At 56.2% G+C, this 8,591-nt stretch carries 8 protein-coding genes and 3 tRNA genes; 5 read left to right on the top strand and 6 right to left on the bottom strand.

Annotated features, from left to right (window positions below):
• The 4 genes from BUB22_RS14860 to BUB22_RS14845 form a co-directional block, all read right to left on the bottom strand.
• On the bottom strand, positions 1 to 170 hold a 170-nt coding region (locus BUB22_RS14860; RefSeq protein ID WP_254794701.1), incomplete at its 3' end, for a GTP-binding protein.
• 22 nt (positions 171 to 192) lie between these two features.
• Positions 193 to 264, bottom strand: a tRNA-Thr gene (locus BUB22_RS14855).
• 43 nt (positions 265 to 307) lie between these two features.
• Positions 308 to 390 (bottom strand) — tRNA-Tyr (locus BUB22_RS14850).
• A gap of 10 nt (positions 391 to 400) precedes the next feature.
• Positions 401 to 473 (bottom strand) — tRNA-Thr (locus BUB22_RS14845).
• A 199-nt stretch (positions 474 to 672) separates the two neighbouring features.
• Here BUB22_RS14845 and BUB22_RS14840 point away from each other — a divergent pair.
• Positions 673 to 1,092: an acyl-CoA thioesterase gene (locus BUB22_RS14840; RefSeq protein WP_073116348.1), complete on the top strand. Its 420-nt coding sequence runs from the start codon at positions 673 to 675 to the stop codon at positions 1,090 to 1,092.
• Positions 1,093 to 1,480: 388 nt separating this feature from the next.
• Here BUB22_RS14840 and BUB22_RS14835 read toward each other — a convergent pair whose 3' ends face one another.
• Entirely contained in the window at positions 1,481 to 2,329 is an 849-nt protein-coding gene (locus tag BUB22_RS14835; RefSeq protein ID WP_073116346.1) for a hypothetical protein, read from the bottom strand.
• Between the two features lie 81 nt (positions 2,330 to 2,410).
• Here BUB22_RS14835 and BUB22_RS14830 point away from each other — a divergent pair, with 81 nt between their 5' ends.
• From BUB22_RS14830 to BUB22_RS14815, 4 genes are all read left to right on the top strand, one after another.
• Positions 2,411 to 2,827, top strand: coding sequence for an acyl-CoA thioesterase (locus tag BUB22_RS14830; protein ID WP_073116344.1), 417 nt, complete (start codon positions 2,411 to 2,413; stop codon positions 2,825 to 2,827).
• A 4-nt stretch (positions 2,828 to 2,831) separates the two neighbouring features.
• Positions 2,832 to 3,644 (top strand): hypothetical protein, encoded by an 813-nt coding sequence (locus BUB22_RS14825; RefSeq protein ID WP_072813413.1) that lies wholly within the window; start codon positions 2,832 to 2,834, stop codon positions 3,642 to 3,644.
• A 3-nt stretch (positions 3,645 to 3,647) separates the two neighbouring features.
• The gene (locus BUB22_RS14820; protein WP_073116342.1) at positions 3,648 to 4,940 is read left to right on the top strand and encodes a replication-associated recombination protein A; all 1,293 of its coding nucleotides are present in this window, start codon (positions 3,648 to 3,650) and stop codon (positions 4,938 to 4,940) included.
• A 173-nt stretch (positions 4,941 to 5,113) separates the two neighbouring features.
• Positions 5,114 to 7,546 carry a DUF4859 domain-containing protein gene (locus BUB22_RS14815; RefSeq protein ID WP_073116341.1) on the top strand — a complete coding sequence of 811 codons (2,433 nt, stop codon included), beginning with the start codon at positions 5,114 to 5,116 and terminating at the stop codon, positions 7,544 to 7,546.
• 59 nt (positions 7,547 to 7,605) lie between these two features.
• Here the strand turns inward: BUB22_RS14815 and BUB22_RS14810 are convergent, their stop codons facing one another.
• Positions 7,606 to 8,589: a hypothetical protein gene (locus BUB22_RS14810; RefSeq protein WP_073116339.1), complete on the bottom strand. Its 984-nt coding sequence runs from the start codon at positions 8,587 to 8,589 to the stop codon at positions 7,606 to 7,608.
• Between the last annotated feature and the right edge of the window lie 2 nt (positions 8,590 to 8,591).

The following is an 8,591-nucleotide window of genomic DNA, read 5'->3' as shown; positions in this document are numbered from 1 at the left end:
TTTTCTTCGGGAGCGTTGTCGATTTCGTCGAAACGCTTGGCGGCGGCGAGGCCGCGGGCAGCGAGGGTCGTGCAGATTGCGGCGGTCAGGGTGGTCTTGCCGTGGTCAACGTGGCCGATGGTGCCAATGTTGCAGTGCGGCTTGCTTCTGTCAAAATGTTCTTTTGCCATGATTCTATCTCCAATTAGTGAGAGCCCAGATCGGGAGTCGGACCCGAGACCTCTTCCTTACCAAGGAAGTGCTCTACCACTGAGCTACCTGGGCATAAGCCCTATGGCACCTTTCAGCACCATAGGGCGTTGTTGCGTGGGCCGTCGTGGATTCGAACCACGGTAGGCGTAAACCAACGGATTTACAGTCCGTCCCCATTAACCACTCGGGCAACGACCCATTATGTTCAAGCCAAAGATAGGAATCGAACCTACGACCGGCTGATTACAAATCAGCTGCTCTACCAGCTGAGCTACTTTGGCATGCCTCCTAAATCCGCATGGATATAAGAGTGTGCCAAATTTAATAAGTTTTATGCCGTTTTGTCAATGAAAATCAAGAATTTAGAGCAAAAAAATTGATTTTTTTTCCTTTTCGACAAAAAAGACGTACACAAAATGAGTTAAAAGTGTGAATAGATTGTTGATAGTTTAAAATGGAGCAAAAAACTATATTTTGGACATGGAAAAGAAAGGCATAAGCCATACCTGCAAAATCGAGGTCCGCTACTCCGAAACCGACGCCATGGGGGTGGTCCACCACGGGTCGTACCCCATCTGGTTCGAGCAGGCCCGCATCGACTTCTTCAAGGCGATAGGCGCGCCCTACACCGAAATCGAGAAGGAAGGGTTCGAAAGCCCCGTGCTGGAACTGGTCGTGAAGTACAGGAAGGCCTGCAGGTTCGGCGACGTGGTCGACATCGAGACCGAATTCTCGCAGGTAGGCAGATACAAGTGGAAATTCAACTACAGGGCCTACGTGAAGGGAGAGCTTTGCACCACGGGTTCCACGCTGCACGCCTTTACCAAGGGCGGCGAACCCACCGCCGAGAAGCCCGAATGCTTCAAGCGCGTGGAAAACCGCCTGTTTCCTAGTGATTAGTTATTAGTCATTAGTCTTTAGTTGTTGGAATTGCAGGCTTTCTAGATGTTTATTGAGGGGCCTAGATGTTTAAAGGAAACCCGTAGGGACTAACAGTCACAAGGGTTTCCTCCCGCAAAATACTTTCAGCCCCTGCGACAAAGCGACAAACAATTTTTAACCGGAGCCTTCGCTTGTTTTTTGGCGGAGTAGCATACTTCGCTTGTGAGCAACAAGCGCCCAGTATTAACTGGGCGTGGTTGCGAGAGTGAGCGCAAACCAAAGCGTTTTTTCAAAATCTAGCGCGAACGGGTCGCCACGGAGCACTGGAACGAAGTGATCGTGCAAGCGTGCAGGATATGCACGGAGACAACATTATATAAAAAGGCTATGCATTGCCACGCATGGGCTATTCGCCAAACCACATGTCTTCGAAGGATGTCGCGCCGGCAAGGAAGGCGGGGCACGCATAAATTTCCATCCCCTCCCTGAGATCTTCCAGGTTATCGCCAATCGACCTGTAGGTAATGGTACTGCCGTCGCACGTCACGTCGGCCCTCTCGCTATCGTGACGGTACGCGAAGCAGACATCTTCAAGAGTCTCGGCATCCACGCCCGCGTAGATTTCCTGCATGTACACATCACCGCCAACATCGTACGCCTCGATGGCGACCGACCTGTCCGGATACCCTATCAGCATAACGAGGGTATCCACCTTCTGGTCGACAATGCAGCGCTCCGCCGGCTCGTAATCGCCACCGGCCATATCGGAAGCCTTCACCTGCTCTATGTAGTAGTCGCACTGTTCCTTCATCGCGTCGACTGCGGTTTCGTAGGCGCCCGCCAGCTTTGCCGGGGTCGAGGCGATTTCCATGGACGCATTGACCTCCGTAGACGAGCAGGTTACCGAGCCTCCCTTCGGCTCATATTCCTGCCTGAGCCCCGTGCAGTTGGCATCCATGCTTTCCTTGAAAATATTCGAGTTCGACACAAACACGTCGGAGACCGTTACCGAAGAAGAACCCAGCTTGATTGTGGACGTGTATTCCATGGTACCGAGCCCCGACACGATCTGGTCGAACACCATCGTAATGCGCTTGTCTTCCACATAGACGCTGCAACGGCCCGTAATGGAACTGGCCTTGGCGCTGAGACTGTACACCAGGTCGCCGTGGGAATCGTCGCCAGACGACGTGGATTCGGTACAGGCAAGGAAGATAAACGGGATGAGCAATAGTGCAAGCGTGCCGAGTTTCATGTGAGGTTCCTTTCTTTATGGCATAATATAATTCTTTTTTGCAATAAAAACAGGCGCGGATTTAAAATGTATATTTGTGGCATGGAAACTTGCACATTCAAGCATACCGCCCGCGTCGAAGTGCGCTATGCGGAAACCGACCAGATGGGAATCGTCCACCACTCCGTTTACGCCGTGTGGTTCGAGCAGGCACGTACCGAATACTTCCGCGAGGCGGGCGCAAGCTACGCCGACATGGAGGCCGAAGGGTTCTCGAGCCCGGTGCTCGAACTGAACGTGCAGTTCAAGGCGCCCACGCACTACGGCGAATTCGTGGATGTCGAGACCACCATGATTCGCGTGGACAAGCTGCGCATCCGCTTTGAATACAAGGCGAGCGTGAACGGCAAGCTGTGCACCACGGGCCACACGCTCCACTGCATGCTCAAGAACGGGCGCCCCACGCGCGAACTGCCCGCAAGTTTCAGCAAGTTCGAATTCGTTAGCGAGGAGAAATAGACGCATGGAAAATCAGGAAGAAACCGTCCAGATTCACATCAGGTCGCTGGACAAGACCGTAGACTTCCCTGTCAGGAGTTCCAGCCCGTGCAAGCGCTGCAAAGGCACCGGAATAAAGGACAAGAAGCCTTGCCCGATATGTTGCGGTTCCGGCAGCATCAAGATGCTCGACTGCATCCGCTGCAACGGCACGAAGCAGATTGAAAACGGCCTCAAGTGCAATATCTGCAAGGGCGAAGGGACTATCTCCGAAGCAAAGACAAACGAGTTCCTCCAGGCCCGCCAGTTCTGCGAAGAATTCCAGAAGAAACCGGCAAAGACAATCCTGATTTGCCTCGCATGCCTCATCGTGCTTGGCGCGTGCTCCTTTTTTATTTCAAGTTACCTGTTCGTAGACCTCCGGATGATACAGTCATTGAACATCTACGTTCCGCTATTGCTCGGGCTCGGCGCCGGATTCTACGTACTGGTGACCCTCCACAAGATGCACGTGGGTTCGTACCTGCCCGCACCCAAGAAGTTCATGATTTCAGCCGCAGTCATCGCCCTCGGTATTGCGGCCATTGCCATTCCGGGCCCCGTTGCCGGGCGCTACCACTGGATGGAAAGCGAAGCGAAGGAAATCATCAGCGAAGCCCTTGCAGAAGACAACCTTTCTTGCCAGAGCGTCAAGGTATCCAGCCACGACGGCAACGACTATCACGGAATCGCGACGATTTCTGATGGCGATAAAATCAAGATAATCATCCACTACAAGAAAGTCGAAGAAACGAGCCGCGAAATCGGCTACTCTATCGAAGTGGAACCCGTGGAATAAGATATGGACCAACCGCTCGCCGAAAGACTGCGCCCGCAGAACCTGGATGAATTTTTAGGCCAGAACAAGATTCTGGGCGAGCAGAGCCTTTTGCGGAAAAGTCTCGAGAACGACAACGTTCCGAGCATGATTTTCTGGGGCCCACCGGGCTGCGGAAAGACGAGCCTCGCACACGTAATTCGCCAGCACACGAAAAAGGCCTTCGTGGCACTTTCGGCTGTTGCAAGCGGCGTGAAGGAAGTGAAGGAAGTTTTAGCCGACGCCCGCAAGATGAAGGGCATGTTCCAGGACACCATCCTGTTTATCGACGAAATCCACCGCTTTAACAAGGGCCAGCAAGATGCGCTGCTGGGTGCCGTCGAGGACGGCACGGTGACGCTCATAGGCGCCACCACCGAGAACCCGGGGTTCGAGGTCAACAGCGCCCTCCTAAGCCGCTGCCAGCTGATACTGTTTGCCCCCCTCAGCAAGGAAGACCTGCGCACGCTGATTTTCAGCGCACTGCGCGACCACCCGCGGGGCCTGCAGCTCAAGGACGTGGAAGTCGAGGACGCAGTTGTAGACAAACTAATCGCGCAGTCCGACGGCGACGCACGCTTTTTGCTGAACCAGATTGAATGGATTGGCAAGAATCTCGGCGACCGCAAAATCATCGACGAGAAACTTCTTGAAGAGTTCCAGTACAAGAAACCGCTCCGTTACGACAAGAGCGGCGAGGAACACTACAACCTGATTTCGGCGCTCCACAAGTCGGTGCGCGGGAGCGACCCGGACGCAGCCCTCTACTGGATGCACCGCATGCTGCAGGGTGGCGAAGACCCGCGGTTCATACTGCGCAGGCTGATGCGCATGAGCATGGAAGACATCGGCCTTGCAGACCCGAACGCACTCTTGCTCGCGACCGCCGCCCGAGAGGCATACGACTTCATGGGCATACCCGAGGGCCTCATCGCGCTCGACGAACTTGCGGTTTACCTCTCGCTTGCGCCCAAGAGCAACAGCCTGGAACTCGCCGGAATGAAGGCAGACTCCATCGTGAAGCAAACCGGGACACTGCCCGTACCGCGCGCATTCCGCAATTCGGTGACGAAGGTCGGCGAAAAGCTGGGCTACGGAATCGACTACCAGTACGACCACGACAGCCCGGGCGCATACTCCGCGCAGGAGCATTTGCCCAAGCAACTCGAAGGCACCGAGATTTACCAGCCCAAGCCCTACGGCAAGGAAAAGGCGCTGGGCGAGCGGCTCGCGCAGCTGAAGCAGATAAAAAGAGAAAAGAAACAGGCCGGGAAATAAATAATTTTTACACAAAAATACGCTAAAATACAACATTTAAACGTATTTTAGTGCATTCATAGAATTACTTTTACACACTTTCAACACGGAAACAGCACACCGGGAGGGGCAAAATCTAGGATTTCCGGGCGCAAAAAACTATTTCTAGCATAGCATCAAAACTGGAGTGTGTTATGCAGAAAAAGTGTATGGGATGGATAGCCGCGGCAGCGCTTGCGGCAGGGATGGGGGCAACGGCCTCCGCAGCGGAAGGGGACGCCTACACATGGCCCGCCTACCGCTCGGACCTGGATTACGATACCAGGGCGAACCTGGGCGAAATCAAGCCGCCCACCAAGTTCAACAACAATTGTTCGGGCGTGACCGGCAAGAAGGCCGGCAAGTGGTGGGCCTTCTACTGGGGCAAGGATCGTGACAGCCGCATTACCGACGTGACTATCGACAGCCTCCTCAAGAAATACGATACCGACTTCACCTACCTCTACGACAGCCTCGGCTGGGCCCCCGACGCGCAGGCACAGGACGGCCAGTACAGCGCCGTGTACTACTACGGCTCGGGCACGTGCGCGGGCGGCGCGAAGACCGACACCACCGGCGGCTGGCAGACCGTAGTCGCGGGCTACACGGCGGTAGCGGCGTCGTTCTACCCGGTCTACAGCTTCAACACGAGCTGCCCCTACCGCGATCGCGTCTCGCAGATGGACGCAATGATCCACGAGGGCATCCACTCGATGACGAACGGCTACCCCGGCGCAAAGCAGGCGCACTGGTTCCAGGAAGCGGGCAACACGTGGATCCAGCAGGACATGTTCGCAAGGCGTAACGGCGTGTATAGCGGCATGGGATTCCTGAACGCGGCGACGGTGATCGCACCCTTCATGCCCATCGAGTGCTACTCGGGCTGGCTCATCGACGGCACCTTCGGTGGCCCCGGCGCCCAGGGCGTCACCGGCAAGAACCAGCGCTACCTTCTGGGCGGCGCGCAGTACAGCAACATCTTCCCCACGTTCATGGGCACATGGCTCGGCACGGGGTCCGTGCGCTGGGTGTACGGGCACGCCTACGGCAAGACTACCTACCTGCTCGAAACCTACGGGCTCGACATCGGCCTCGGTGACGAGGGAGTGCGCAGGCTCATTACCGAATTCCGCGCAAGGCTCGCCATGCTCGACATGAAAAAATGGTCGAACGAAATCAAGGCGCTCCTGAACAACAATTTCGGGAGCCAGAGCTACTGGGAACAGGATTACTGGGACAACAGGAACTACAGCTACACCTGGAAAATGACTCCCTACCAGAGCGTGACCGTAAGCAACGGCGACTGGGTACCGAACCAGGACTTGACTCCGGGATGGTCGGGCTCGAACGTAATCCCGCTCAAGCTCAAGGACGGCGCGACGCAAATCAGCATGACGCTCTACCCGAACGGTTCGCATTCCACGAACGACAACATGCGACTGGTGCTCGCCTACCGCGCCACGGACGGCACGCCGGTGTACAGCGAACCCGTGAAGGGCAACGAGACCGCAATCCTCAAGATTGAAAAGACCCCGAGCACCACGGGCGGAAGCAAGATGGCCTTCGCCATCGTGGTGAACACCGACTACAACTACTCGAAAAATCCCGATATGCGCACCTACCACTACGATTACCGCCTCAAGCCCGAGGAAGGAATCAACGGCGCAGGCGACGCGAATACGAAATACTACAACGACTTCAAGCTCGATTACAAGTGGCCCGAAATCGGCGACGCGCCCGTTGCATCGAGCAGCAGTGTTGCGCGCAGTTCCAGCAGTGTAACGCCCGCGAGCTCCAGCAGCGTGAAGCCGGTTTCTTCGAGCAGCATCTCTTCTTCGAGCAGCGAGAAGCCCGCGAGTTCCAGCAGCATCGCACCGGCGACCGTCGCAGCGACATACGAAATCAAGGTGACCCTCCCCATCGACGACAACTACGCGAGCGTCACGGCATCCTTCGACGTCGCCGAAGTCGCAAGCAAGCTCGGGCTCACCGCGGCAAGCCTCTCGAAAGCGACCTTCTTCGCACAGGAACCGGACGGAAACAACGTAACCGAATCTACCGCGAACGCTCCCGGCCACTGGTTCGGCAAGACGGGCAACGTGGTGGAACGGGGCGAGAACGCCTACGTGTTCAGCGAAGCGGATATCCCGAAGGGGACTCTCGCCATCGGGCACTACCCGAACCGCGTGAATAACGGCGATACATACAAGTTCACCCAGGGACTTGAGTACAACGGGAAAACGGTTCTCTTCAAGGTGACGGTCACGCTCACGAACGAGCAGGGCAGCGGAGCCGGAGAATCCACCACCGCACTGATGTACGGCCTCAAGGGAATCGCGACGCACATGGAACTCTCCCTTGCCCGCAGGAACCTCAGCGTGCGATACTCGCTCCCGAACCGCGACAACGTGAAGATAAGCCTGTTTACCGGATTCGGCGCGCTAATCGACCAGAAGGTGACGGGAATCCAGAACGCAGGCGGGCACGTGCATACCTTCGACATGAGCGAGATGCCCGCGGGCACCTACATCGTGAAGGTATCGACCGGCAGCTACCACGAGGCGCGTCCGATAAACATCACCAAGTAACTGACTCCTCATTCCACACCAACAGGGATAAGGGAAGGCGACCGCCTTCCCTTATCTTTTTATACCCAGCACTCCAAAAATTCCTTCGCGTCGCGGCTCACCACCATATCACCCAGCAGGCGTTGCAACCGCCCGAGCACGGGAGATTTTTCGGGTTCAAAGACCACAACCTTCTTGAAGCGTTCACGGTGCCGGAGCAAGAATTCCAGGTTGTTCATGTCCGTCTTCGGGAAACCGTAACCCAGGAAGTATATCTCCTGCGCATTCTTGAGGTAATAATCCGCCTTGCTCCAGAGCAGGTTGAAAAGGCTCCCGCGCAAGAAGGATTCCTTCGCGTGCGCCATCGGGATGTAGATGGGCGTGTCTTCGCGGTAGATGGGGAAACTCCGGTCGCAGGGTTCCACCTGGCACACGTTCTTGAGGTCAAGCGGGTCGGAGGCTCCCTTCACCGGGTACCAGTTGAGCGAACCATGCAGCTTGATGAGGTCGACCGTGAGCGTCCGCGGGGCACGAACCGCACTCCGGTCCGCAGGGTCAATACGCACGCCGTAATCCACCGCCACGCGCGAACTCATCTCCGGGTCGGCCGCAATCACGTCTTCGACAAGCGTATCGTAGTTGAACGATAGCAGTAGCGTATCGCGCACGCCCTCGCCCGGGCAGTTCTCGCAACCCGAAAGGAACTTGCGGAGCACCGCCGCGCAGTCCGCGTCCACGCCCTTGTCGTGCCGGATCTCGTTTGCAATAAAGCGCAGCAGTTCGAACCGCAGGCTGGAATGGTACAGACTTTCTCGCACCCCCGGGAAAATCTGCGCCGAAAGAATCGAAGTCGAAAGCCGCTCAATGTCCAGATAATCCGGCTGGCTATTGCACAGTTCCAAAAAGCGCGTGCAGTATTCGCGCAGGTGCGGGAACTCATCCGGAATCCCGAAGGGAATACGCTCGTTCAGGTCGCGGAGCGTAGGCATCTGCGGGCAGAAAGACTTGCTGAAGCCAGAGCCCAGCACAAAAATACGGCGGTATGTACCCGATGTAGTTTCCATAG

The sequence above is a fragment of the Fibrobacter sp. UWCM genome (assembly GCF_900129735.1).
Classification (GTDB): Bacteria; Fibrobacterota; Fibrobacteria; order Fibrobacterales; family Fibrobacteraceae; genus Fibrobacter.
Note: the sequence above shows the minus strand (reverse complement) of the source record. Positions and strands in the feature narration are given on the sequence as shown.

Bases quoted from the DNA above. Each gene is read 5' to 3' on its own strand.
- BUB22_RS14810 (WP_073116339.1), bottom strand. From the start codon at position 8,589: ATGGAAACTACATCGGGTACATACCGCCGTATTTTTGTGCTGGGCTCT.
- BUB22_RS14820 (WP_073116342.1), top strand. From the start codon at position 3,648: ATGGACCAACCGCTCGCCGAAAGACTGCGCCCGCAGAACCTGGATGAA.
- BUB22_RS14835 (WP_073116346.1), bottom strand. From the start codon at position 2,329: ATGAAACTCGGCACGCTTGCACTATTGCTCATCCCGTTTATCTTCCTT.
- BUB22_RS14840 (WP_073116348.1), top strand. From the start codon at position 673: ATGGAAAAGAAAGGCATAAGCCATACCTGCAAAATCGAGGTCCGCTAC.
- BUB22_RS14825 (WP_072813413.1), top strand. From the start codon at position 2,832: ATGGAAAATCAGGAAGAAACCGTCCAGATTCACATCAGGTCGCTGGAC.
- BUB22_RS14815 (WP_073116341.1), top strand. From the start codon at position 5,114: ATGCAGAAAAAGTGTATGGGATGGATAGCCGCGGCAGCGCTTGCGGCA.
- BUB22_RS14830 (WP_073116344.1), top strand. From the start codon at position 2,411: ATGGAAACTTGCACATTCAAGCATACCGCCCGCGTCGAAGTGCGCTAT.